Source organism: Myceligenerans xiligouense (assembly GCF_003814695.1).
GTDB lineage: Bacteria > Actinomycetota > Actinomycetes > Actinomycetales > Cellulomonadaceae > Myceligenerans > Myceligenerans xiligouense.
Map to the genome: position 1 here is coordinate 770,275 of NZ_RKQZ01000001.1, position 24,665 is coordinate 794,939.

A 24,665-nucleotide genomic window follows, 5' to 3' on the forward strand; every position below is an offset into this window, starting at 1 on the left:
CGAGTATCAATATGCGGCTTTTGGGGTAGAAGACAGCGGCTCGCGTGGGATGATGACGGTTACCACGCCTGTCACTGCCCTCGGAGCCGCTGTCGTGTCGCCATTCTTCCGTGCCGTTGCCCGTCTTGGCGAACGACGCTGCGGAGTTGCTGGTCAGGCAGGAGATTACGAGCCTGCTGGAGGCTCTGGAGATCGTCCCGGACCGGCGCGATCCGCGCGGGGTACGGTTCGACCTGCCGCTGCTGCTGGGGCTGGCGGTGTTCGCGACCTGCTGCGGCGCGGAGACGTTCGATGAGATCGCCGAGATCACCGCGGCCCTGGACGCGGTGATCCTGGCCGGGTTCTGCCTGCGGCGCCGGTCGCCGTCGTCGGCGACGTTCCGCCGGAACATCAACGCGGTCGATCCGGCCGCTCTGGACGACGCGTTGTGCGTGTGGGCGGCCGACCTGCCCGCCGGGCAGGAAGATCAGCCCGAGCCCGAGCCCGAGCCCGAGCCCGAGCCCGAGCCGCTGGCGCCAGTGGTGCGGCGGGTGGTGGCGCTGGATGGCAAGAGGCTGCGAGGTGCCCGCTCGTTCGACGAGACGGGCGCGATGAGCCAGCGGGCCGTGCTCGAAGCGGTCTGCCAGCACACCGGTGCTTGGGCAGGTCGAGATCCACGGCGGGGACGAGAACGGGGCCGGTCTGGCGATGCTCGACGTGCTCGCCGCCAGGCTCGGCGGCCTGCACGGCGTGGTGATCAGCGTAGATGCCAAGCACACCACGATCGCGTTCACGAGGAAGGTTGCGGACCTGGGCGGCTGGTGGGTCCTGAGCGTCAAGGGCAACGCAGGCGCCACCCACGCCGCCCTGACCCCGCTGCCCTGGGACCAGGTGCCGGCCGCGTGCGTCACGCGCGACAAGGACCACGGCCGCACCGAGACCCGCACGATCCGCGTCATCGACCTGCCCGACCACGTCAAGATCCCGCTGACCGGCGCGAAGCAGGCAGGACTCCTGCGGCGCCACATCTACCGGAAGAAGACCATCACCTCCGCGCCCGCCTGGACCCGCGAGACCGTTCACGTCGCCACCAGCCTGCCGCCCCGCCTCGCCGACGCCACCACGCTGGCGGCCATGATCCGGGGCCACTGGCGGTGGCGACGCGCCGTTGCCGCCGGTCATGGCGGTCAAGCTGGCTGCGTTTCGCTGCGACGCCGCCGAGAAGGAGCTCGCCGCCGCCGTCGCGGCCGCACGGGTGCAGAAGGCGTCCTGGCGGCGGCTCGGCAAGGCGATCGGTACCACCGGCGAGACGGTCCGCCAGCGTTACACCCACACCTGACCGCCACAGCCCATCCGACCGCGAGTGAGGCCGCTCCAAGGAGCACGTGTCAGATCGGCTATGCCAAGCGCAGGCCTGAGCGCATGTCTTGCTCGGTCCTCGTGCCGGTACCCTTGATCCACGTGACATCCCCCGTGATCGCCGTCGTCGGCGGCGGACAGCTCGCCCGGATGATGGCCCCCGCAGCCGCAGAACTCGGAGTGCATCTCCGCGTCCTCGTCGAGAGCCCCGGCACCTCCGCCGCTCAGGTCGTGACCGACGCGCCGGTCGGTGCGGCGTCCGAGGAGGCCACGATCCGTGCCCTCATCGCCCCGCCCGCGGGTCAAGCCAGGGCCGACGTTCTCACCTTCGAGCACGAGCACGTGCCGAACGCCCTGCTCACCGACCTGATCGAGCACGGGACGCCGGTGCGTCCCGGGCCGCACGCCCTCGTCGCCGCGCAGGACAAGATCGTCATGCGCACGCGCCTCGGTGAGCTCGGTGTGCCGTGCCCGCGCTGGCGCACGCTGCCGTCCACGGTCGACGGGGGCAGGGCGGCGCTCACGGAGTTCCTGGCCGAGGTCGGCGGTGAGGCGGTCGTCAAGCTGGCCCGCGGCGGCTACGACGGCAAGGGCGTCCGCGTGGTCTCTGGTGCCGACCAGGCCGACGACTGGCTGGTCGCCGCCACGGAGGGCGGGCCCCCGGTGCTCGTCGAGGAGAAGGTCCCGTTCCGGCGGGAGTTGTCGGCGCTCGTCGCGCGCCGCCCGTCCGGCGAGGTCCGCACGTGGCCCGTCGTCGAGTCGATCCAGCGCGACGGCGTGTGTTCGGAGGTGATCGCCCCGGCGCCCGGCCTGTCCGACGACGTCGCCGCGCAGGCCCGCGAGATCGCCACCGCCGTCGCCGAAGGTCTCGACGTCACGGGCGTGCTCGCGGTGGAGCTGTTCGAGGTGCCGGCCGACCCGGACGGCCCGACGACGGTGCTGGTGAACGAGCTCGCGATGCGCCCGCACAACTCCGGCCACTGGACCATCGACGGGTCCGTGACGAGCCAGTTCGAGCAGCACCTGCGCGCCGTCCTGGACCTGCCGCTCGGTTCGACGGACCCGGTCGCGCCGTGGACCGTGATGGTGAACGTGCTCGGCTCCGAGCGCGAGTCCCTGACCGACGCGCTCCCGGAACTGCTCGCGCGCTTCGACACCGCCCGGGTCAACCTGTACGGCAAGGACATCCGCCCTGGCCGCAAGCTGGGTCACGTCAACGTGAGCGGCGCGGACCTCGACGAGGTGCGCGCCGCCGCCAGGGGAGCGGCGGCCCTGCTGATGGGGGACGACGACGGCCGGGCGGCCAGCACAGGTTCGAGGGAAGAGTCCGCCGCTCCCGTGGTCGGGCCCGTCGAGACGAAGGAGAGCGCACTGTGAGCACCAACCCGCAGGTCGGAATCGTCATGGGGTCCGACTCCGACTGGCCCGTGATGCGGGCGGCGGCGGAAGCCCTCGCCGAGTTCGACGTCCCGGTCGAGGTCGACGTCGTCTCCGCGCACCGCATGCCGACGGAGATGATCGACTACGGCCGCACCGCCGCCGAGCGCGGTCTGCGGGCGATCATCGCGGGCGCGGGAGGGGCCGCTCACCTGCCCGGCATGCTCGCGGCCGTGACGCCGCTGCCGGTGATCGGCGTGCCCGTCCCGCTCAAGTACCTGGACGGCATGGACTCGCTCCTGTCGATCGTCCAGATGCCTGCGGGCGTGCCGGTCGCCACGGTGTCGATCGGCGGCGCCCGCAACGCGGGCCTGCTCGCGGCGCGCATCCTGGCCTCCGGCACGGACGAGGCCGCGGCGGCACTCCGCGACCGGATGGTGTCCTTCCAGTCCGACCTCCGCGACCTGGCCCACGCCAAGGGCGAGAAGCTCCGCGCGTCCGTAGCTGAGTAGTAGCTCCTCCCATCAGCCTGGCAAATCACACTCTTGACCGCACCGAGTGGTAGAGGATTTACTACACTCGAAGGATGGAAGAGTGGGAGATCCGGGTCACCGACCGACGCCGGGCCTCAGCTTGGCAGGCCGTTGGTCGACCGCATCACGGGCTCGCAGATCCACAACCTCAAGGAGTTGCGTCCCGCGTCGACAGGCCGTACCGAGGTACGGGTGCTGTTCGTGTTCGACCCGTGGCGATCGGCGATCCTACTCGTCGGTGGGGACAAGTCCGGCGCGTGGTCAGCGTGGTACCGCGGTGCGATCCCGCAAGCCGAGGAACTGTACGCGATGTACCTCAACGAACGCGAGGAAGGGGACGGAAAACCATGACTTCTCAATATCCCAGGTGGTCCGATGTGCGGCGCGGCATCGTCGACCGGCTCGGCGAAGATGCGCTCGCCGAGGCGCACGAGCGCACACAGGCATACATCGACGGGCACAGGCTCGCGCAGCGCCGTACTGAGTCCGGGTTGACGCAGCAGGACGTCGCGGATCGGATGGGCATCACCAAGAGCCGTGTCTCGCAGATCGAACGTGGTGACGTCTCGACGTTCGCCGTGATCGCTCGCTACGTCGAGGCGCTTGGCGGCACTGTTCAGGTGACGGCAGTCTTCGGCGACGACATGTACCTTCTGCGAGGTACCCACGCCGCGTGACCTGCCCTGAGTGCGGGCCCGATCCAACACCGGCGCGAACCCGGGATCAGTCCGCCACCACGTCCCGTACGGCAACCGTGCTCTGCGTCGCCGCCGTCTCCGGCGGGGTGAGCGTCGCGATCAGGGCGCCGTCCGCCAGGCGGAGGGCCCAGGTGACGCCGGCGTCACCGGTCGCCGTCAGGCCGATCGCGGCCACGTCCTCGCCCAGGGGTTCCAGGTCCTTGCCGCGCAGGTCGAGCGCCTCACCCGCCGGAACCTCCGTGTCGAGCGTCCCCGTCTCGGTGCCGTCCGCCGCGAAGCCGGTGACCGTGACCTCGGCCGAACCAGCCGGGTCATCCTGGCCCCGCTCTGCTGGCACCGCGGCGACGTTCACGGCCCACGACACGCCGTCGGGCACCGCGAGCAGTCCGGACGACGTCGGACTCGGGCCCGCGTCGCCGCCGGCCGCACCGCCGCCGTCGCCCCCGGACGTGCCCGCCGTCGCGCCGCCGTCGCTCTCGCCCGCGCTGCCGTCCCCGCCGGCCACCGCCTGCCCCGCGATCCACGCCGTGTCATACGGCACCCCGTCGACCACGCTGTCGCCCGAAGCCTTCCCACGCCGGTGCACCAGCCCGCCGCCGACCAGCGGCACGGTCGCGTCCACCACCACCGCGTACTTCCCCTTCGGCAGCCCGCCGAGCGGGATGTCCGTCACGGTCCCCGCCTGGAGGTCCACCTCGTCCACGCCGCGCAGCCACTCGCGCCCGTCCGCGCCGTAGACGGTGAGCCGTGCCGTTCCGTCGCGGTCGCCGGGCGCGAGCACCCGCACGGCCGGGGCGTGCGGGTCGTCCAGGGACTCGCCGCGGCTGTCCACCCCGGCGACCGCCAGGGCCGACGACGGCGACGCTCCGCCCACCACGAGGTCCGCACCCTGCGGCACCAGTCCGTCGATCCGATGATGCTGCAGGTAGGCGGCCACGCGTGCCCCCTGGCTGACGGCGTGCACCACCAGACGTCCCTGCTCGGGTGCGATCGCCTCGAGCGTGGTGGACACCTCCTCGCCCGCGGGCACCACGACGACGGCCTGCCCGCCGAGCGTGACCGGCCCCGACGGCCCCCACACCGCCAGCGACACCGACGCGGCCGTGCGCCCCGGATTTTGCAGGACGAGGCGCGAACTCGACCCGACGTCGGACGACCCGCCCACGAGCCAGTGCTCGATCGCCGGCTCCCGGCAGGCACCCGCCACGAGCCCGCGCAGGTCCCCGGCCACCGTGACCGACGTCGCGGTGGCGGCGGCGAGCGCGCCGGGCGCGGCCCGGACCACGCGCGCCGCGTCGTCGCCCGGGTCCTGGTCGCGCTCCGCGTCGCCGCCCCCGGTGCCGTCGAGGCCGACGACGTCGGGCGCCTGGGCGGCGGTCGTCAGCGCGGAGTCGGTCTCGACCGGGCTGGCGTCGAACTGGTCGTCGCCGACGTCCTCCTGGACGAGCTCGGCGGGGGACGGGCAGACCAGCGTCGTCTCGCCGGGCGTGACGTCGACCGCGCGGGTGGGGGCGACGTCGGTCGCGCCGCCCGGGGCGTGCTGGGCGAGCACGGCGACGGCCGCGACGCACGCCACGCCGAGGGCGTGGCCACTCACCCGCCGCGCCGTTCTCCAGGCCGTCATCGTGACCTCCGCCCTCGGACCGGCAGCGCGAGCAGCACGAACACCGCACCGACGAGCCCCAGCGCCAGCAGCCAGCCGGTGCGGTGGGGTGCGTGGTAGCCGATGTCGAGGCGGCCGCCGTCGGGTCCGAGCTCGAACGCCTGCAGCGTCGCTCCGGCGGTGGCCACCTCGACCGGCTCCAGGCGGTGTCCGTCGAGGGTGGCCGACCAGCGCGGGTCGGCCGACTCGGCGAGCACGACCCGCCGGCCGGCGTCGCCCGCCGCCACGTCGACGTGCACGCTCGGGCCGCCGGAGGCCACCAGGGTGACCGACCGGCCGTCCTCGATCCGCGCCCACCCCGGCGTCGGGTTCTGCTCGGTCCGCACCCGCCAGAGCGTGACGGGCTGTCCCTGGGTGACCCGCTCCACCCCCGGGACCATGTCCAGCGACGCCGTCAGCTCGGCGTTCCCGACGGCACGGCCGGAACCGTCCGCGGCGTCGTCGCTCACGTCCGGCGTGGGGACCTGGACGGCGCCGATCCCGAGCGCGGCGAGCCGCTCGGCCACGTCCGGATCGGACCCGCCCGCGAGCCGGACCGCGACGTCGTCCACGGCGTCCCGGGCGGCGGTAGCCGGCGAACCGGCGCCTGTCTCGTGAGCGGCCGGGCCGTCGGTGCCGGCCTCCGTCGTCCCTGTCACCTGGCCGCGCGCGGACGCGGCCACCGACGCGTCCGCGAGCTGCGTCCCGTCACCCCGGAGCAGCGCGTACTCGACGGCGCCGTCGTCGCCGGACCCGAGCTGCAGCACACGCGTCTGACGGGGCGCCGCCTGCATCTGCTGCCCGACGGCGGGGACCGCGGGCAGGGCCGTGGCGTGCACTCCGTCGTCGGACAGCGGCTCGGCGACGTACCAGGACGCGAGGCCGGCCGCGCTCACGAGACCGATCACCAGCGGCACCACGACGCCGGCGACCGCCACCGTGCGGGCGGCGCGCCGCGCCCGGACCGCCCGCGTGGTGCACAGCGCGGCACCACCGAGGCCGAGCAACACCACGGACGTGAGGGCCGTCCCGGAACCGCGGCCGTCCAGGGCACCGCCGTCCAGGCCGAGCGCGTCCAGGCCGCGTGCGCCGAGGCTTCCGGAGCCGCCGTCGGCCAGCACCACGACGGCGAGACCGCACACGGCGAGGATCCAGCCCACGCGCGCACCCGCGGCGCGCGGGCCGGCCAGCGCGACGAGCGCCACCGCGCACAGCAGGCCGCCGAGCAGATACGGCCCGAGCGCCATGTCCGGCGACAGGCCGCCGAACCACGGGTCCTGGAGGCCGGTCTGCCCGAGCAGCGCCTGCCACCCGGCGGCGTCGCCGGCCGGGAGCGTGCCGGGCAGGACGAGAGGGTCGGCCACGAGCAGCCCGGCGTCACCGGTCCGCACCATGTGGATCAGCAGCGGTGCGCACATGACCAGGGAAGGCAGGATCGCCGGTGCCAGGTGGCCCCGTCGGGCCGGGGCGGCGAACGCCGCGGCGGCCAGCACCACCACGGCGATCGGCAACAGCACGGGAGCACCGGACACCGCCACCGCGAGGGTCAGGCCCGCCGCACCGGCGGCGCCGAGGCGACGACCGCGCCCCTCCTCGACGAACGCGCCGTTGAGCACGGGCCGGTCGTTGACGGCATCGACGCTGGAACGGGCGGGAAGGTCGATCCGCTGCGCGCCCACGGAGCGGACGAGCGCCAGCGCGACCCACGGCAGCGCGAGGTGAACCACGAGCGCTCCGACGAGCCCGCCGGACAGCGCGCCGAGCAGCGGGGGAGCGGCCGTCCACGCGAGCGCCGCGACGGCTCGTACCCACACCGAGCGCGTCACCGCCCCCGCGACCGCCCAGCCCCCGAGGGCGGCGAGCGGGAGGGCGGCGACGAACAGCGCGTTGACGGCGGTCTGCAGCGAGTCCCCGGTGAGCAGGGAGAGCGCCGTCAGCGTCAGCAGCAGCGGGTCGCCCGGGGCCGCCTCCCCGAGACCCGAGCGCACCCAGCCGGACGTCGCGGCCGTCCACACCTGCCCCGCGTCGGACGACGCCGGCAGGAGCGCCCCGCCGACGAGCCGGCCGCCCGCGGCGAGCATGCCGAGCACGGGCCCGAAGACGGCGGCGGCGAGTCCGGTCGCCACCACCATGACGAGCGCCAGCACGGCGCGCCTGCGGGTCGCGATGCGGTGCAGGTCCGCCCGGTCGAGGTCGTCGGGACCGGTGTGGCGGGCGTCGGCGCGCGCCAGGCGGCGCTCGCGGAGTTCCCGGAACGTCTGGCGCCAGGTGCCGAGCAGCGGGCGCAGCACGCGATACGGCTCGGTGGAGGTCCGCGCGGTGCGTCGCCGGGCGCGCAGCACGCTGCTCAGCCCGAGCAGCATCCACAGCGGGGCCATGAGCTCGTCACGAGCGGCGGTCGGCTGTTTCACGGCGAGCCGGTAGGCCGCCAGGAACGGGGCGCCGGCGACGATGGCGAGCATCGTCAAGCCCAGCGCCCAGGGCGACGCGGCCACGAGCTGGAACCGGAGCCGCGCGCGCCGCATCCGGCTGCGGTGGGAGGGGTCGGCCAGCGACTGCTGCGCGTGCCGCACGACGGCGGTGGGCACGACGGTGACCCGGTGCCCGGCCAGCCGCACCCTGCGGCAGAACTCGAGGGAGTCGCCGAACGGTCCGTACTCGGCGTCGGTCCCGTCCAGGTCGCGCCACACCGACGTGCGCACCAGCGCCCCGGCCAGGCCGACGGCGAGCACGTCCTCGCGTGAGTCGTGCTGGCCCTGGTCGATCTCCGTCTCGTCCAGCCCGGACATGCGCCGGCCCGTCGGGGAGACCGTGTAGCCCACCTGGAGCAGGACGCCGCGGTCGGGGCCCGCCGGGTCGTGCGGCGTGCCGTCGTCGTCCAGCTCCCACTTGCGCTGCTTGCAGCCGGCGACCGCGACCGTGCTGGTGTGCTCGACCGAGCGGAGCAGCGCCGCGAGAGCTCCGGGGGCGGGGGCGGAGTCGTCGTGCAGGAGCCAGAGCCAGTCCGGGGTGAGCGCGTCGCCGGCCGCGGAGAGGCCCGCGACCGCGGCGTTCACCGCGTCACCGAACGACCGGGAGTGGCTCGCGGCGACATAACGCGCGCCGTCGAGGCTGAGGCCCCGGTGCCCGGACGTGGAGGGCGCGGTGTCGACGTCGACGACGACGACCGAGTGCGGTGCCAGGGACTGCCCGCGAACCGCCGCGAGCGTGGCCTCGAGGTAAGGGCTGCGGCCGCGCGTGACGACGACGGCGGTGACCGTGACGGCGGCCGGGACAGATCCGGTGACCGACCTGACCGCGGCGAGGGCGGTGTCGGTGGTGCGGCGGGGCGGGAGCCCGGTGGGTGGTGAGGTCATCTCGCCGACCATCATGCGCACTGCGAGCCGGATCCGCAGGGTAAGGAGAGAAACCGGCGTGTCGCGCTCCGCCGGCCGGAGCGCCTGGCAGAATGCCCGTCGCGCGGCGGGCGGCAGGCCGCCGGCGGCTGGGCCGGACGGCAGGTCACGTACGTGTCAGACGGCGCGCCGCTTGAGCTTGCGGCGTTCCCGCTCGGAAAGCCCGCCCCAGATGCCGAATCGCTCGTCGTTGGCGAGGGCGTAGTCGAGGCACTCCGCCTTGACCTCGCACCCCTGGCAGACCTTCTTCGCCTCGCGTGTGGAGCCGCCCTTCTCGGGGAAGAACGCCTCGGGGTCGGTCTGCGCGCAGAGTGCGCGTTCCTGCCAGCCGAGCAGGGCGTCTTCCTGCTCCTCGTCGAAGAGCGACAGCACGTCCGCCATGGTCTCGCTCGGGCGTTCGGTGTCGGACGGAATCCCGCCGTCCGGTTCCAGCATGTCCCACATGATGTGCCCCTCCATGCCGCCTCTGTCGGTCATGTGTCGCGCGTGGCCGCGCGCTTGCTTCGCTACGAAAACTGCATACATGGAATTACACGCGTGTCGTCTGGAGTCGTCAAGCGGAAGTGTGCTATCGGCAGAGGGCTTCACAAGAAAATCGCCCCCACCTCAGTTGACGGTCACGGGCGGTGCGTGCGGGCGCGCGGCGTTGCGCGGCGCGTAGCCTCTGGGCATGCTCGTCTCCACTCTTCTCGACCGCCTCCAGTCCGATCCCGGCCGTCCCCGCCTCACCTGGTACGGCGACGACGGCGAACGGGTCGAGCTCTCCGGGGCGGTCCTCGCGAACTGGGTCGCGAAGACCACGAATCTGCTCGTCGAGGAGTACGACGCACAGCCCGGCTCGATGGTTGGGGTGAACCTGCCGGTGCATTGGCGAACCGTGACCTGGGCACTCGCCGCGTGGCGGGTGGGTGCCACCGTGGTGCTGCGCGACGACTCCCGCGCGCCCGGCGAGCCCGGTGCCACGAACGAGCCCGGCCCCGCCGGTGAACCCGTGACGTCCGGCACGGCAGGCCCGATTTCCACCGAGAACCTCGACGTCGTCGTCACGGATTCTCCGGAGCGCTGGACGGCGTCGGGCGCCGAGCTCGTGGCCGTCAGCCTGCCGGCGCTGGCCCGACGGTACGACGGCGACCTGCCCCCTGGTGCGATGGACGCGGCCGCCGCCGTGATGACGTATGCGGACCAGGTGATCTACGCACCCGAGCCGGAAGCCGGTCGCACGGCCCTGACCGGTGCCGGGGCGGACGGTTCTCCCGTGCCCGCCGTCCGCCACGACGAGCTCGTGCCTGAGGCCGAGGACGGCGGTGCGCGGGTGCTGGTCGACGGCCGGGGTGCTCCCGCCGACGTGCTGCGCGAGCTCCTGCGGGTCTGGGCCGGCGCGGGCTCCGTGGTACTCACGAGCCCCGCCACGGCCGCCGCTCTGGAGGTCGACCCGGCGCGCCGTGAGCGGCTCGTGACCACCGAGAAGATCGAGAAGATCACCTGACCTGTTCTCCACGAACCCTCTACCGACCCTCTGTGCCGCCTCTGCGCGCGTGCAAGTCCCCTCCCCTATGCTTTGAAGTTGTGACCTTTCCCGACTTCAGCACGCCCGGAGCGGGCCTGGACCAGTCAGCCGGTCCCGCTCACGCGCGGGTTCCGGCCGGGCATGGTTCCAGGGCACGCGTCGTGGCGCTGGTGGTGACGGGCGTCCTCGCGTTCGCGCTCTCCGGGGCCGCCGCGGCCGTGGCCCGGTGGACGGGAAACATCGACACGGCGTCGACGAGGACGCTGACGAACCGCCCGGAGAAGGTCACACCCACCGACCCGAACGCCGGCGAGCCGGTGAACCTGCTGCTGATGGGGAGCGACTCGCGCGAGGGCGCGAACGTGAACATCGGCGGCTCGGCCGACGGCGGTGAGCGCTCGGACACCACGATCCTCCTGCACATCTCGGGGGACCGGCGCCGGGTCGAGGCGATCTCCATCCCGCGCGACTCCACGGTCGACATCCCGTCGTGCGTCGCGACCAACGGGTCCACCACCGCGCCGCAGCGCACCAAGTTCAACGCGGCCTTCGCCGCGGGAGCCCTGGTGGGCGGCGACACGGCGTCGGGCGCCCTGTGCGCGATGCAGACCGTCGAGGCCCTGACCGGCGTCTTTCTCGACGGGTTCATGGTGATCGACTTCCAGGGCTTCCAGCGGATGATCGACGCCGTGGGCGGGGTCGAACTCTGCATCGCGGAGGAGATCTACGCGCCCGAGGCGAACGACCTGCACCTGCAGCCGGGGGTGCAGACCCTGGGCGGGGAACTCGCGCTCGACTACGCCCGCGCGCGCAAGGGCGTCGGCGACGGCAGCGACCTGAGCCGTATCGGACGCCAGCAGCAACTGCTGGCCTCCCTGGTGCGCACGGTGCTCAGCGCCGAGACGCTCGCGAACCCCGGCAAGACCCTGAGCTTCGTGGACGCGGTCACCAGCTCGATGACCATGGACGACCAGACCGCGCAGCTCGACCGCCTCACCGGCCTCGCCTACAGCCTGCGCGATCTGGGACCCGGCGCCATCACCTTCCTGACGGTGCCGTACGCCCCCGACCCGGCGAACCCTTCCGCCAACGTCGTCTGGACGGACGAGGCGGCGCTCCTCTGGGAGAACATCAAGAACGACCGCCCGATCGACCACGACCCCACCGCGCCCTCCGCCTCCCCGTCGGCCACGGAGGAGAGCTCGGCCGCGCCCGGCGCGTCCGCCTCGCCGTCGGCGCCGGATGGCGAGACGATCGACTCCACGGCGTCCCCCAGCACCGACGACGTCAAGGAAGCCGGCAAGGAAGCGTTCACCGGCGCCGACACGACCGCCGTCTGCGGCTGACGGAGAGAGACATGCCAGATCCCACGACCGACGACGACGCTACCCGGGTGAACGAGGACGCCCGGGTCTCGCCGCCGATCCCGCCGAGCTTCACGCCGCAGCAGGCGGGGGACCGGCCGGGCGCCGACGGCGCGATCGCCGTCGGCGACGCGGCGCGGGGGCCCGCACGCCCGGGCGCGGAGCCACCCGCCGGCCGGCCGCGCCCTCCCGCCGAGACTCCCGGAGCCGGTGTGCCCGTGGGCGAACGAACCAGCGAGCCTCGAATCAAACGACAGTCTTCCCGGGAGGTCCCAGTGTCCGGTGGCAAGAACCCACCGCCAGTTCCGCCGCGTTCCGTGCCGCCGCGAGGCGCGCAGCCGCCGCAGGCGATCCCGCCCCGTCGTGCCACGGGACGCGCGTCGGGCATGAACGCCGCGCCCGTGCCGCAGCAGCGGCAGCCCGGCTCCGTGCACGCCACGCAGCGCCCGCCCTCCCCCGTGCGGCCGCAGCCCCCGGGCGGCGGTCAGCGGCCGCCGGCCGGACACGGCCAGGCCCGGCCGGCGCCCCGCCCCGCGCCGCGCCGCAAGGGCCGCGGGAAGCTCATCGCGACGCTCGTCGTGCTGGCCCTGCTCGCGTGGCCCGTCGGCCTGCTGATCTGGGCGAACGGGAAGATCCAGCACGTCGACGCCCTCTCCGGCGCGGCGGGCACCCCCGGCACCACCTACCTGATCGCCGGCTCCGACGCCCGGGGATCCGGCGGGATCAACGACGCCACCACCGGCGCCCGCACGGACACGATCCTGCTGCTGCACAAGCCGGCGTCCGGCCCGACGGCGCTCATCTCGCTGCCGCGCGACACCTACGCGGAGATCCCCGGCGTCGGCATGCAGAAGCTCAACGCCGCGTACGCGTTCGGTGGGCCGGAGCTGCTGGTGCAGACCGTCGAAGGGCTCTCCGGGCTCACTGTCGACCACTACGCCGAGGTCGGGTTCGGCGGGGTGAGTGACATCGTCGACGCCGTCGGGGGCGTGGAGCTGTGCTACGACCGCGACGTCGACGACTGGCGTTCCGAGATGCAGTGGACGGCCGGGTGCCACGAGGTGACCGGCGAGGAGGCCCTCGCCTTCTCCCGCATGCGCTACTCCGACCCGGAGGGCGACATCGGCCGGGCGAAGCGACAGCGCCAGGTGATCGGCAAGGTGGGCCAGGCGATGAAGGACCCCGCACTGCTCATCAACCCCGCCAAGCAGGTCTCCCTGACCAACGCCGGGCTGGGCTCGCTCGCGGTCGACCAGGACACCGGCGTGATCGACCTGGCGTTCCTCGCGGTGCGCTTCCAGAGCGCGAACGGCGAGGACGGCGTCACCGGCACGCCGCCGATCGCGAGCCTGGGCTACAACCCGGGCAACGGCGCCGGCTCCACGGTGCTGCTCGGCCCCGAGGAAGCGGTGGCCCAGTTCTGGGCGGACCTGCGCGACGGCAACCTGGAACCGGGTGAGGTCAACTCCCTGAACTAGGAGAAGCGCCGCACGGCCCCCACTTCAGCGCTCGCCGAAGTGGGGGTCGATCTCTTCCGGGGCCCGGGCCAGCAGGTGCGCCACCTGTTCGACGACGACGTCGCGCACCAGGTCGGCCAGGTCGTCCTCGTCGTGCGAGCGCGCCTCGATCGGGCGGCGGTACGCCACCACGCGGGCCGGCTGCCCGGCCTCCGCCGGGAAGGAACGCCCCAGCGGCACGCCACCGGCCTCCCAGGGTGCGGGGTCCGACGGCGGGACGTCCTCCACCGCGAACTGCGTACCGCCCAGCGCCTTCCCCCACCGGCGGTCGAGGGACTGCGCGACGTCGAGGACGAGGTCGTCGAACGCCTCCGCCCGGGTGCGGTGCGCCGGAGAGCCCGGCGGGAAGAGCGGCCCGCGCAGGCCGCGACCTCGCCGGTCCCGCCGCCGCGGCGTGGGGCGGGGCGAGTTCCGGAGAGGGCCGGCGGGACCGTCCGGTGCCGCGGAGAGAGAGAACTTCGGGACCACAGCACGACGATACGTCCCCACGGTCACCGTTCCGGACAGGCCCGGCCGCCGGGACCGGGTCCGGTACGGGGGCCGTGATCGCCGGCGACGCTGCCGTCGTGCCGACCCCGCTCGTCGCCGTCGGCACCGGCGTCGAGGCCGTCACTGTCGCCGTCGTCGTCACCGACGCCGTCGACGCCGTCGCCGACATCGTTCCCTGTGGTGAGCCGTCCGGCCCGCGCGACCCGGGTGAGCGCGCGAGGCGGTTGCCATACGCTGATGCCGTGCGTGACGACATCGCCCTGGCGCGCTATCGGGTCGCCCTCGCCCTCATCACGGCACTCGTCGCCGTCTCGGCCGCCTGCTGGGCGGTGCTGACCCCCGCCTTCCGCGCCCCCGACGAGGTGCAGCATCTCAACAGCGCCCTGCGCCTCGCCCACGGCGGTGGCTGGCCGGCGCCCGGCGAGGCCCTCGTCAGTCCGGGCGTCGACGCCGCCCGGGACGAGGCCGCCCTCGACACGGACGTCCCCGGCCGGTACATCGATCGCACCGACAAGGACCAGTACGTGGACGTGCCGCCGACACCCGACGGCGAACGGACCGTCGTCGGCCCCGGCAACGCTCTGGCCGACGACGTAGCGCCCGGCACGGACACCAGCACCTGGGACGTCGAGGAGATCGACCAGATGACCCAGCACCCGCCGCTGTACTACGCGGTGGCGGCCGGGTGGCTGCGCCTGACCGGGGCTGCCGACGCGCGCTGGGACCATCAGCTCCTGGCGCTGCGCCTGCTGGACGTGCTGCTGTTCGCGCCCGTACCGCTGCTCGCCGCGGGTGCCACGCGCCTGGTCACCGGGTCGCGTACGGCGGCCCTGGTGGCGGCGGCGGTCCCCCTGTTCCTGCCGCAGCTCGGGCACATCATGGGGAGCGTCACCAACGATGCGCTCGTGGTGCTCACCGGTGCCGGTGCGGCGTACCTCTGCGCCCGCGTCGTGACCGGGGATCTGCGGTGGTCCACGGCGGCGATTCTCGGGGGCGTGGTCGGCCTCGGGCTGCTGACCAAGGTGATGGCCGCGTTCACCGTGCCCGTGGTGGTCGTGGCCTACCTCCTGGTCGCGGCCCGGGCGCGCGGGGCGGGAGAGGACCGCGCCCTCGGCCCGCGGAGGCTCGCGCTGGTGGGGCTTTCCCTGGGAGTGGCGTTCGCGCTCGGTGGGTGGTGGTGGCTGCGCAACCTCATGGAGTTCGGGACGGTGCAGCCCGTCGGGATACCCGAACGGTTCGAGCCCGTGGCGGACCGTGGCCCGTGGTACTTCGTCAGTACCACGGTGGGGCACCTGACCTGGTCCTTCTTCGGGAGCTTCGGGCTGCTCGACGTGCGGGTGCCCCACGTCGTCTACTGGACGGGCGCCGTGGTGCTCGCCGCCCTGTGCGTCGTGGCACTGGCGCGGGTTCCGCACCGGAGAGCGCTCGCGGTCCTCCTGCTGCAGCCCGCGCTCCTGTGGGGTGCCGTCATCGCCAACGCCTGGCCACGGTTCGCCGAGACGGGCTGGGTCGTCGCGGTCCAGGGCCGCTACATGTTCGGCGCGATCGCCGCCCTCGCGGTCGGAGTGGGCTCCGGCATCTGGGTGCTGGCCACCCTCCGCCGCCACGCCCGGGCACGCCGGGCGGACGCGGCGGGCGCCTGGATCGTGCCGGCGGTCCTGGCGGGCGGGATCACGGTGGCCGCCGTGGGGATGGAGTTCGCGTTCCGCGGGTTCTACCGGGGGCCGGGGGAGGATCTCGGCACGGCGCTCGCGCGGTGGTCCGGGTGGAGCCCGCTCGGCGGGGCTCAGCTGGGGGGCTGGTTCCTCGTCGCGGTGCTGGTCGCCGCTGCGGCCGTCGTCGTCGGCCTCCGGTACGCGCGGAGTGTCAGAACGGTCGCCCCGACCGCGGACGCCACGGCGAGGACGCCCACCGCCGCGGCGGGCGCCACGGGCTCGGAGTAGAGCCCCGCCTCCGCCGGCGTGGACAGCTCCAGGACGAGCCACACCCCGAGGTCGGCCAGCGTGATCCCCGCCCACACGGGAACGAGCAGCCGGGGCCGCACCGCCAGCCCGGCGGCGACGCCCAGGAAGAGCGGCAGGGCCACCGGCAGGAAGTAGCGCGGATACACCCCGCCGCTGCTCGCCGCGTACAGGACCTGCAGCACGATGGCGACACCCACGGCGGTCCAGGGAAGCGCCAGGAGCAGCCGGCGGTCCGTGAGACTCCCGGGCCACGGGGCGGCGGGGGCAGGCAAGGGCTCCCCGGCCGGTGCCGTGGCGGCGGCGTGCAGGGTGCGCGCGTCGCCGGCGGGGGGATCCGTGGTCACCGGCTCCGGCGACCGCAGGGTCCCCCGGCGCCGTCGGACACGATCCAGCACGGCGAGGAACAAGGGGATCCAGACCAGCAGCACCGCCGTGAGGATCAGCGTCGTCAGCGGGTGGTCCGTGCGTGGCGGCACCCGTCCCGCCCACCAGAACAGATCGGGCAGCCGTGCCCAGGTGATCGGGTCGGTCAGCACCTCCCACACCGTCCGCTCGGTCCGGTTCTGGTTCGCGAGCGCCCAGTCGAAGTGCGAGCCCTGGATGTTGCCGGTGAGCGCCACGTTCCGGGCGTAGAACCAGCCGGCGGCGGCCAGCGCCGTCACCGGGCCGCCGACCGCGAGCCACACGACCGGCGCCCGGCGGCCCCGGCCCTGGGCCGCCCGGACCACACCGGCGAGCACGGCGACCGCGGCCACCACCACGGCGATGACCGCCGTGGACAGCCGCGTCAGGGCGCACCCCGCCGCGAGAAGGCAGAGCGCGGCCACGAGCCGTCCGTCGAGCCCGCGGCGGATCGCCGTCGCACTCACGCCGTACATCGTCGTGACCAGGACGGCCGCCAGGAGGTCGTTGTAGCCGGATCCGCCCACGTGTGCGACGGCGGCCGTGAGACATGCCACGAGTGCGACGAGCGGAGGCAGCGGGCTTCCCGGCCGGGACAGCCGACGGGCGCTCCACCAGGCGACGACCACGAACAGTCCGGCCAGGAGTGTGTTGACGGCGCGTGCGGCGTAGACGGCGGCGACGGGATGGCCGGCGTCGGCCAGAGGGCCTACCAGCGGCGCCACGAGCAGGTAGTAGAGAGGCGGGTGCTGGGCCGTCCACTGCACGGGGGCGAGCCAGGCGCCCTCGGGCCGCAGCTCCAGGCCCTCCTCGAAGACGGGCAGTTCGCCGTGCCAGACCTGGTAGGCGTAGTCCATGTGCGGCGGCTCGTCGCCCGTGGCGTAGGGCGGGTCGGTGAGCAGCACGGTCAGGGACAGCAGAACCGCGGTGAGCGCCGCCGCGACGACGCCGGCGTGCTCGCGTCGCCGGGGATCGGACGCGGCACGGGCGAGGGTGCGGATCACGTCGTCAGCATAGGAGATGGCGCGGGCTCCCCGGCGGGGCGGCGGACCACCTGCCATACCACACCCGCCGCCGCGGCCACGCCGACCGCCACGACCGCGACGAACACCCCGGCAGGCCACGGGTACCAGAAGGCCATCGCCTCCACGGCACTGCCCACCGCCGCCCAGCCGGACTCGTGCTCCGGCATCCAGTACAGGATCCAGGTGTCGTACTGGAAGGCCGCGTGCAGCCCCAGCGCGAGGACGAGCACGCCGGCGGGAACCCAGCGGCGCCAGGCGGGCCGGAGCACGGCCGCGCCGGCGAACGCGACGAGCACGACGCCGGCGAAGCCGGTGTACAGGTAGCGGCCCTGCTGCGCGGCGGCGAAGTCCCGGAACGCGGCGAACTGCTCCCAGGAGCCCTTGGCCACGATCGCCCCGAGCATCGGCACGGCGGCGAGGAGCACGACGGCGGTCATCCGTGGCACCGTCCCCCGCACCAGGGCAGCCACGACCCCGGCGGCCACCAGCACGAGCGCGACGCGCGCGGCCCACCAGGAGGCGTCGTGCGCCTCGGCCACGGCGTGGTCCTGCACGAAGAACGTCGTCACGAAGCGCTCCAGCAGGCGACCCAGCCAGCGGTCGCCGCCGTCGGACCAGCCGTAGACCGGTGTGAGATCGGGGACCTCCGTCCGGTAGCCGTGCGGCTGGATCGCCCCGTAGAGCACGAGGTTGCGGACCCACCAGGCGACGCCGGGCAGCGTCGCGACGGCGGCCACCACCAGTGATCCGAGCGCCACCCGGCGCCGGCCGCGCGACCGGTACAGGGCCACGCCGTAGGCGAGCGCGATCCAGGCCGGGAGCATCAGGGCGAACCCCTTGGTCAGCAGCGCCGCGGTGGCGACGAGCCCGACCACGAGTGCCGTGCGGCGTGAGAGGTCGCCGGTCATCACCCGGACCAGCAGGTAGGTGAGCGCGGTCCCGAACAGCACCAGCAGGTTGTCGTTGTTGACCGCCGAGTACAGGTGCTCCATCTCCGGGACGGCGACCGGGGTGAGCGCGGCCGCGACGGGCAGAGGTTCGGGCAGCCCCAGCCGACGGGCCGACGCCCACAGCAGCAGCGGTATCGGTGCCGCGACCAGGGTGTTCAGCCAGCGCAGCCAGAGCCAGACCTGGTCCATCGGCGCCGTGGCCCAGTCGGGTACGGCGTGCAGGGCCGCCGCGCCGAGCAGGTAGTACAGCGGCGGGTGCTGGACGAGCTGGTTGGTGACGGCCTCGGTGGTGCCGTCGGCGTGTTCCTGTGCCCAGGGCGCCAGGCCGCCGTCGTCGGCGAACGAGGGCCGCTCGCCGCGCGGTGGCGCGAATTCGGGCCCGTCGGCGTCCACGCGGTCCGCGAGGAACTGGCGCCCGGACCACAGCCGGTCGCTGGAGAGGAAGTGCCCGGCGGTGACGCCCTCGGTGACGAAGATCGTGCCCGGGTCGGGCCACGGCCAGGCCGTGCCCTGCTCCACCTGGACGATCAGGTCGACGTGCTTCAGTTCGTCGGGCGAGCGGACGTTGGGGAAGACGGCGGTCTGCGCGAGCATCACGGCGACGTGCAGCACCGTGATCAGCCAGATGACGACCGGGACGGCCCGCACGGGTGCCGTCGCGGTCCGGCCGGCATCTCGGAGTTGCTCGCGGTTCACGGCAGAAGGCTATCGGCCGGCGTCATGGGACCTGGGTGGTGTCGGAAACTGGACGGCCGACGGCGGGGCGGCGCGCCCTGCGCCGGGCCAGCAGCAGTCCGGCTCCCGCCAGCACGCCGTCGACCAGCGTCAGCACGACCCGGCTGACCAGGACCGCGAGCGCCGGTGCCGCGGTGCCCGGGAGGGAGCCGGCCAGGACGCCGGCCAGCACGACCTCGCGCACGCCCGCGCCGGCCGGTGCGATCACGACGAGGAACCCGACGGTCCAGGCGAGTGCCCAGCCGCCGACGGCCAGTGCGAAGGTGCGGGCCGACGGCGTCATGCCCAGCCCGGTGGCGAGCAGCCAGGTCTGTGTCCCGGCGACGAGCCAGCCGGCCACCGACCATGCCGTCGTCACCGCCAGGCCGCGCCAGGTCAGGTTGCGGGCGAGCGGTTCCCGGCCGCCGAGCCGCAGGGCGAGGCCGATGAGGCGGTTGAGCACGGGCGGCAGCAGGACGACGGCGATCGCCGGGGTGATCCACACGATCCAGCCCCAGGCGCCGAGCGCTCCCGCGGAGACGAAGGGGAGCGCGACGGCCCCGACGGCGGCGCCCGAGACGACCGACACCAGGACGGCCACTCCCATCGACGCGACCGACCGGTGCCGGGGGATGCTGTGGTCGGCGCCGATCTCCGCCGCAGCGACGACGTTCCATACCCCGCCGGGCAGGTACTTGCCGAGCTGGCTGAGGCCGAACACGCTCACGGCGTCGCGCAGGGACAGCCGGGAGCCGAGGTCGGTGAGCACGGCCCGCCAGGCGATGAGGGTGCACCATACGTACACGAACCCGAGGCCGACGACGGCGGCCAGCGTGCCGCCGGAGAGCATCGCCGCGGCGTCGGCGAGCTCGGCGCGGGCATCGACGACATACCAGACGGCCAGCCCGACGGCGACAAGGAGGAACCCCCACCGCACGGCGGGCGACCGCATGAACCGGGCGACCACGCCCCCGACGCGCCTCACGGGCCATCCCCATCCCGCCGCGGCCCGGGATCCCGCCCGGCGTCGACCACGTCATGGTGGTCGACCACGCCATTTCGCTCCATGGGAGCGTGGCCATCGGCCGAAATGGCGTGGTCGCGCGCAGGTGCCGGGGGTTCCGGGGTGGTTGTCGAGAGTTCGGTCGGTGATGGGGGGCTGTGCGTCGGGGCGGGGATTGTCAGGGGGGTGAGGAGCGGGGTCACGACCGCTTGGGGGCGGATCGCGTCGCGGCCCGCGGCGGCGCGGGTCCGGGCCGCGGCGAGGCGGGACGGGTCCGTGAGGCCGGTGAGGGTCTTCGCGAGGGCGTGCGGGTCGGCGGGCGGCACGAGTTCCGCGGCATCGCCGACGGCGCGGCGCTGCGGGGGAGTGTCGGAGGTGACGACGACGCATCCGGCCGCCAGCCCCTGGTAGACCTTGTTGGGCACGACGCGCAGCCCTTTCGGGGTGTCGCTGAAGATGCCGAGGCAGACGTCGTGGCCGGCGACGAGTGCGGGCAGGTCGGCGGGCTCGACCCAGTCGTGCCAGGTGACGTCCGGGGTGCCGGCGAGGATCTCGCGGGCGGCGGCCAGATCCTGCCCGGAGCCGATCATCGTCACGTCCAGGCGCGCACCCGAGCCGACGGCGTCGCGGATCGCCTCGGCGATCACCCGGGCCCCCTGCAACGGTGTGTACAGCCCGAAGAACACGACCCGCAGCCGCCCGTCGGCGCCCGCTCCACCTGTGTCCGCCGCCCCGTCCACGTGGTCGAGAACGCCATCGTGACTGGTGGGAAGGCTCCCACCAGTCACGATGGCGTCCTCGCCGGGGGCCGTCGGCCCGGTGGCCGCGTCGAACCAGGCGGTGGGGGCGCCCACCAGGACCGTGACGCCCCGGGACGGGTCCGGGAGCATGGCGCGGTGCTCGTCCGTGTCCGTGACGACGACGTCCGCGCAGCTCGTGGCGACGCGGTCCAGCACGTTCAGCAGACGGACGCGCAGGCCGGCGGCGCCTCGGTCGACGGCGGTGTCCCCGGCGAAGATCAGGTGGTCGAGGACGACGACGGAACGGGGGAACAGCACCCGCGCCAGGACCACGTCGAAGTGCCCCAGGTAGCCCACCAGCACGGCGTCGGGCCGCCCGTGCGTGCGCCTCAGCCGCACGGCGCCGGCCACCAGACCCGCCCAGCAGGCGAGCAGCCGCACCACCAGGAGCGGGAGCCGCCAGGGCTGTTGCAGCATCCGGACCCGCTCGGCCGTGGAGAACCCGAGGGGGCGGTTCAGCTCGGTGACCTCGGCCCCGTGGGCGCGCAGGCCCGCGGCGAGCACGGAGACACGGGGGTGGCGTTCGGCGTCGTACGTGCCGAACGTCAGGATCACGACCGACCCGCCGGTTCCTCGGCGCGGCCGCCGGGCGCGTCGCGGTGCACCTCGGACCGTCCCGCCCTGAGGGCCGGACGGGCGCTCGTGCCCGTCTCCCCGGGCTCGCCGCCGGGTTCCGCCGTTCCCCGGTGGTCCGTGGCCGGCCCGTCGTGCGTGTCGGCCGGTGCCGTCGTGTCACTCGTCGCGTCGTGCCACGCGGACGCGCCGGCCTCGCCGTCCGCTCCGGCCGTCGCGCCGGACACCGCGGCGAGAGCCACCACCTTCGGCACCGCGTGCGAGTCGCGCCCGTACTGGACCTCCTTGAGACGCTCCAGCGTCTCCTCCATGAGCGTGCGGTTCGTCTTCAGCAGGTCCGCGATCACCAGCAGCGCGAACGACAGCAGCGCCCCCACCAGCATGGACGAGCCCAGGATCAGGGACTGGATGTGCTGGCCCGCCTGGCCGAGCATCAGGAGCACCAGGTACCGGCCGAACGGGATCAGGTAGCCCAGGCCGAAGATGACGCCGAGGGTCACGAACACCGTGTGCGGCTTGTACATGAGGTAGGAGCGGGTGATCGCCTGGCCGGACTTGCGGATGTGCTGCCCCATGCTGGAGAACAGGCGTGACTCGCGGGTCTTCGGGTTGGTCGTGACCGGGACGCTCGCGATCCGCAGGCGCTTGTTGCCCGCCTGGATGATCGTCTCCATGCAGTAGCTGAACTGCGTGACCACGTTCAGGCGCATCAGGGAGGCGCGGGAGTAGGCGCGGAACCCGCTGGCGGCGTCGGGCAGATCCGTCTCGGCGGCGAAGTTGACCACCTCGCTGCCCACCTTCTGCAGCACCTTCTTCAGCGGCGAGAAGTGCTCGATGGTGCCGGTCTGGCGGTCGGCGATCGCGATGTCGGCCTCGCCGCCGACGACCGGCGCCACCAGGTCGCCGATGCGCTCCTGCGGGTACTGGTTGTCTCCGTCCGTGTTCACGACGATGTCGGCGCCGTGACGCAGCGCGTAGTCGACGCCGTCGCGGAAGGAGCGTGCCAGCCCCATGGTCCGGGCGTGGCGCACGAAGTGCCGTACGCCGAGCCGGCGCGCCACCTCCACCGTGGCGTCGGTGGACCCGTCGTCGATGACCAGGATCTCGACCTCGTCGATTCCCGGCATCTCGCGGGGGATCGTGGCGAGCACGAGGGGGAGGGTCTCCGCCTCGTTGAGGCAGGGAATCTGCACGAACAGCTTCATGGGAGGGACTTCCGCCTCGGGGCTGGGGCACTCCCATCGTACTGAGCGGCCGGGGGAGCGGGGAGCAGCGGGCAGGCGGGCCGCCGTGGCGGGCGGTGTCGCGCAGTTCGCCCGGACCGGCTCGGCGTGTTCGTGACATTGCTCCCGGTCAGCGGCGTACGCTCAGCGGGTGAGATCGGTGAGACAGTGCTCGAGGTCCGCATGCACCAACGCTGCGGTCGCGACGCTCACATACGTGTATGCGGATTCGACGGCGGTGCTGGGTCCGCTCGCGCATCTCGCCGAGCCCCACAGCTACGACCTGTGCTCCGAGCACGCCGAGGGCCTGACGGCGCCGCGCGGCTGGGAGGTGGTCCGGCTGGTTCCCGAGTTCCCCGCGGAGCCGGCCCCGTCGCCCGACGACCTGTCGGCCCTGGCCGACGCCGTCCGCGAGGCCGGCCGCACCCGCAAGGCGACGACGGGCGACACCGCCGAGCCGCCGACGGAGCCCGGCGTCACCGAGACGGCACGCCGCGGCCACCTGAGGGTGCTGCGCGCGGAGGAATAGGGTCCCGGCCCCGCGGGGCGGCGTGCGGTCAGGGAACCCAGGCGCAGACCACGTGGCCCGCGCCCGTGAGCGTGAGGGCACCGGCCGCGTCCGGGACGAAGACCGAGTCGCCGTGCGCCAGCGACGTCGCGGGCCGTGAGCCGTCACCGCAGGAGAGCGCCACCTCCCCGTCGAGACACAGGACGATCCGCGGCCCGTCGTCGGGCAGCTCGAGATCCTCGCCCGGGTCGACGTCCGCCAGCGTCAGCGCGAACTCCGCGACCGGTGCCCGGTACGTCTGCACCTGACCGCGGCTGCCCGACGTCGCGAAATCCGGCAGCACCGGCGGCCGCGCCGCGAACGACGCGCACTCCATGAGCGCGCCCGCGTCGACCAGCTTGCTGGTCAGCCCCGCACGGAGCACGTTGTCCGACGACGCCATGATCTCCGTGCCCACCCCCGACAGATAGGCATGCAACTCACCGGCCGGGGTGAACAGGGCCTCCCCGGGCTCCAGCGTGAAGCGGTTCATCAGGAGCGACGCGACGGCGCCCGGGTCGCCCGGATGCTGGTCCGCCAGATCGACGACGGTACGGTCCGCCCGCTCGAACGGGGACCCTCCGGCCAGGCGCTCGCGGACCGAGTCGACGGTGTGCTCGATGTCGGACCGGCAGCCGGCGTCCTGGCGGGCCCGGATGAGCACGTCGAACGCCGCCCGCATGCCCGCCGCCGACCGGTCGGCGCGGAGCGCCGCCACGACGTCGTCGACCAGCTTGCCGCCGAGGCCGTCCAGCAGGGTGAGCGCCGCGCGGGTGCCACGCAGACCGGCGAGACCCTCGAACTGGGTGAGCGCGACGAGCATCTCGGGCTTGTGCTGGTCGTCGTGGAAGGAGCGCTTCGCCGACCCGGCCGGGAGGCCGAGCCGGTTCTCGCGGTTGAAACCCTCGCGCGCGGTGTGCGGCTTCGGGTGGACCTGGAGGGACAGGGCGCGCCGCGCGGCCAGCACCTTGAGGAGGTACGGCAGGCGCGGGCCGAACTCGTCGGCGACGCGCTTGCCGAGCATGGCGTCGGGGGCCGAGCGGATGAGGGAGTGCAGGGTGGTGCCGTCGCCGGCCGGGTCCGTGCGCGACGGCGCGCTCGGGTGGGCGCCCAGCCACAACTCGGCACGCGGCGTGCCGTCGGGCTCGTCGCCGAGCAGGCGGGGGATGGCGTCGTAGGCCCCCCAGTCGTACGTCTGGACCGTGTTCCTCAGACGGAGGGGGACGTCGGTGGCTTGCACCCGGGCGAGTTTATCGGGCGGGGTCCGGCGCCGTGTGACGGGCGCGCGGAGGCGCGGTGAGAGCGCCGGGACCCGGACACCCCGCGTCGCGGCCTGGGTGAAAGCCGATTTAGCGCTAGCCGAATTGTGTGACTACGTAGTTTTTGTCCGGCAGGATGGCCCCGCCGGAGGCCGACAACACCCACCTCGAGATGACCGCCGAGGGCGACCAGGCCGAGTACGTCGCGGGTTCTTCCTGGTGGTGTGGCGCCGTCCCGCCGCGCCGCACCACCATGCCCACGCCGGCACAAGTGGGGCGGATGACACAGGTACGTACGAGCCGAGCAGAAGGGGGTCGTGATGGAGCAGGGGTCACGATGGGTGT

18 protein-coding genes and 1 pseudogene are annotated in these 24,665 nt (G+C 73.8%); 10 read left to right on the forward strand and 9 right to left on the reverse strand.

Annotated elements, in window-relative coordinates; all coding sequences use genetic code 11:
- Window positions 1-110 precede the first annotated feature (110 nt).
- The 5 genes from EDD34_RS21530 to EDD34_RS03335 all read left to right on the forward strand — a co-directional run bounded on the left by EDD34_RS21530 (window position 111) and on the right by EDD34_RS03335 (window position 3,925).
- Window positions 111-1,346 (forward strand): transposase family protein, encoded by a 1,236-nt coding sequence (locus tag EDD34_RS21530; protein ID WP_425462339.1) that lies wholly within the window; start codon window positions 111-113, stop codon window positions 1,344-1,346.
- A gap of 94 nt (window positions 1,347-1,440) precedes the next feature.
- Complete coding sequence (locus EDD34_RS03320) at window positions 1,441-2,715, forward strand: 5-(carboxyamino)imidazole ribonucleotide synthase (RefSeq protein WP_211341477.1); 1,275 nt, start codon at window positions 1,441-1,443, stop codon at window positions 2,713-2,715.
- Window positions 2,716-2,741: 26 nt separating this feature from the next.
- Entirely contained in the window at window positions 2,742-3,227 is a 486-nt protein-coding gene (gene purE / locus EDD34_RS03325; RefSeq protein ID WP_123816293.1) for a 5-(carboxyamino)imidazole ribonucleotide mutase, read from the forward strand.
- A gap of 33 nt (window positions 3,228-3,260) precedes the next feature.
- Window positions 3,261-3,599 (forward strand): type II toxin-antitoxin system RelE/ParE family toxin, encoded by a 339-nt coding sequence (locus EDD34_RS03330; protein ID WP_281277740.1) that lies wholly within the window; start codon window positions 3,261-3,263, stop codon window positions 3,597-3,599.
- 26 nt (window positions 3,600-3,625) lie between these two features.
- On the forward strand, window positions 3,626-3,925 hold the full coding sequence (locus EDD34_RS03335; protein WP_246012164.1) for a helix-turn-helix domain-containing protein: 300 nt from the start codon (window positions 3,626-3,628) through the stop codon (window positions 3,923-3,925).
- Between the two features lie 46 nt (window positions 3,926-3,971).
- Here EDD34_RS03335 and EDD34_RS03340 read toward each other — a convergent pair whose 3' ends face one another.
- The 3 genes and pseudogenes from EDD34_RS03340 to EDD34_RS03350 form a co-directional block, all read right to left on the reverse strand.
- Window positions 3,972-5,570 (reverse strand): DUF5719 family protein, encoded by a 1,599-nt coding sequence (locus tag EDD34_RS03340; RefSeq protein ID WP_123813309.1) that lies wholly within the window; start codon window positions 5,568-5,570, stop codon window positions 3,972-3,974.
- Window positions 5,571-8,107: 2,537 nt separating this feature from the next.
- Window positions 8,108-8,959, reverse strand: a pseudogene (locus EDD34_RS21535) (glycosyltransferase family 2 protein); the annotation flags it as partial.
- A 141-nt stretch (window positions 8,960-9,100) separates the two neighbouring features.
- Window positions 9,101-9,364 carry a WhiB family transcriptional regulator gene (locus EDD34_RS03350; RefSeq protein ID WP_246012623.1) on the reverse strand — a complete coding sequence of 88 codons (264 nt, stop codon included), beginning with the start codon at window positions 9,362-9,364 and terminating at the stop codon, window positions 9,101-9,103.
- A 289-nt stretch (window positions 9,365-9,653) separates the two neighbouring features.
- On the opposite strand from EDD34_RS03350, the gene EDD34_RS03355 reads away from it, so the two are divergent.
- The 3 genes from EDD34_RS03355 (at window position 9,654) to EDD34_RS03365 (ending at window position 13,332) form a co-directional block, all read left to right on the forward strand.
- Window positions 9,654-10,469: a TIGR03089 family protein gene (locus EDD34_RS03355; RefSeq protein WP_123813311.1), complete on the forward strand. Its 816-nt coding sequence runs from the start codon at window positions 9,654-9,656 to the stop codon at window positions 10,467-10,469.
- Between the two features lie 80 nt (window positions 10,470-10,549).
- Window positions 10,550-11,836: an LCP family protein gene (locus EDD34_RS03360; RefSeq protein WP_246012165.1), complete on the forward strand. Its 1,287-nt coding sequence runs from the start codon at window positions 10,550-10,552 to the stop codon at window positions 11,834-11,836.
- Window positions 11,837-11,847: 11 nt separating this feature from the next.
- Window positions 11,848-13,332 carry an LCP family protein gene (locus EDD34_RS03365; RefSeq protein ID WP_123813312.1) on the forward strand — a complete coding sequence of 495 codons (1,485 nt, stop codon included), beginning with the start codon at window positions 11,848-11,850 and terminating at the stop codon, window positions 13,330-13,332.
- 24 nt (window positions 13,333-13,356) lie between these two features.
- Here the strand turns inward: EDD34_RS03365 and EDD34_RS03370 are convergent, their stop codons facing one another.
- Window positions 13,357-13,839, reverse strand: coding sequence for a metallopeptidase family protein (locus EDD34_RS03370; protein WP_123813313.1), 483 nt, complete (start codon window positions 13,837-13,839; stop codon window positions 13,357-13,359).
- A gap of 98 nt (window positions 13,840-13,937) precedes the next feature.
- On the opposite strand from EDD34_RS03370, the gene EDD34_RS03375 reads away from it, so the two are divergent.
- The gene (locus tag EDD34_RS03375; RefSeq protein WP_170176958.1) at window positions 13,938-15,803 is read left to right on the forward strand and encodes a DUF2142 domain-containing protein; all 1,866 of its coding nucleotides are present in this window, start codon (window positions 13,938-13,940) and stop codon (window positions 15,801-15,803) included.
- A gap of 1,423 nt (window positions 15,804-17,226) precedes the next feature.
- Here EDD34_RS03375 and EDD34_RS03380 read toward each other — a convergent pair.
- The 4 genes from EDD34_RS03380 to EDD34_RS03395 are packed head-to-tail and all read right to left on the reverse strand — an operon-like array spanning window position 17,227 to window position 22,496.
- Window positions 17,227-18,897, reverse strand: coding sequence for a glycosyltransferase family 39 protein (locus EDD34_RS03380; RefSeq protein WP_123813315.1), 1,671 nt, complete (start codon window positions 18,895-18,897; stop codon window positions 17,227-17,229).
- A gap of 22 nt (window positions 18,898-18,919) precedes the next feature.
- Window positions 18,920-19,900, reverse strand: a complete 981-nt coding sequence (locus EDD34_RS03385) for a lysylphosphatidylglycerol synthase domain-containing protein (RefSeq protein WP_246012166.1) — start codon at window positions 19,898-19,900, stop codon at window positions 18,920-18,922.
- Complete coding sequence (locus EDD34_RS03390; RefSeq protein WP_123813316.1) at window positions 19,897-21,273, reverse strand: glycosyltransferase; 1,377 nt, start codon at window positions 21,271-21,273, stop codon at window positions 19,897-19,899. The genes EDD34_RS03385 and EDD34_RS03390 overlap by 4 nt, the downstream gene beginning before the upstream one ends.
- The gene (locus tag EDD34_RS03395; protein ID WP_123813317.1) at window positions 21,270-22,496 is read right to left on the reverse strand and encodes a glycosyltransferase family 2 protein; all 1,227 of its coding nucleotides are present in this window, start codon (window positions 22,494-22,496) and stop codon (window positions 21,270-21,272) included. The genes EDD34_RS03390 and EDD34_RS03395 overlap by 4 nt, the downstream gene beginning before the upstream one ends.
- 169 nt (window positions 22,497-22,665) lie before the next feature.
- Between EDD34_RS03395 and EDD34_RS03400 the strand changes: the two genes are divergently transcribed.
- A complete protein-coding gene (locus EDD34_RS03400; protein ID WP_123813318.1) occupies window positions 22,666-23,043 on the forward strand; it encodes a DUF3499 domain-containing protein in 378 nt (125 codons plus the stop codon).
- 28 nt (window positions 23,044-23,071) lie between these two features.
- On the opposite strand, the gene manA is transcribed toward EDD34_RS03400, so the two are convergent.
- Window positions 23,072-24,301 (reverse strand): mannose-6-phosphate isomerase, class I, encoded by a 1,230-nt coding sequence (gene manA, locus EDD34_RS03405; RefSeq protein ID WP_123813319.1) that lies wholly within the window; start codon window positions 24,299-24,301, stop codon window positions 23,072-23,074.
- Between the last annotated feature and the right edge of the window lie 364 nt (window positions 24,302-24,665).